1 protein-coding gene is annotated in these 266 nt (G+C 53.4%); it reads right to left on the bottom strand.

Annotation, left to right across the window (positions count from 1 at the left end; all coding sequences use genetic code 11):
• Positions 1–266, bottom strand: a 266-nt coding sequence (locus HEN21_RS22740) for a terminase gpA endonuclease subunit (protein WP_183082972.1), incomplete at both ends; no start/stop codon positions are given.

The following is a 266-nucleotide window of genomic DNA, read 5'->3' as shown; positions in this document are numbered from 1 at the left end:
ATCCGGGTTATTCGGGAAGTGAACGGCACCGGGAAGCGGTTCATCCCCTTCCGGCATCAGTGTGAAGCGGTTATAAATCTGCTCTTTCGCGGTATCCGTACCAATTTCGGTAAGGTAAACCCCGTTTTTGTTTCGCTTACGTGGCATGCTGGCCACCGGCTTTCCGTAGACGGATGCCCCTTTAATGGGGATCACCCGGAACAGCCCATGTTTTTTCGAGCGTTCATACACAATGGTCGGGTCAATCCCGCCAGTATCCCAGCAGA

The organism is Escherichia sp. 93.1518 (assembly GCF_013368915.2).
Taxonomy (GTDB): Bacteria; Pseudomonadota; Gammaproteobacteria; order Enterobacterales; family Enterobacteriaceae; genus Escherichia; species Escherichia ruysiae.
The sequence above is the reverse complement of the archived record's forward strand: the minus strand, read 5'-3'. Positions and strand labels throughout refer to the sequence as shown.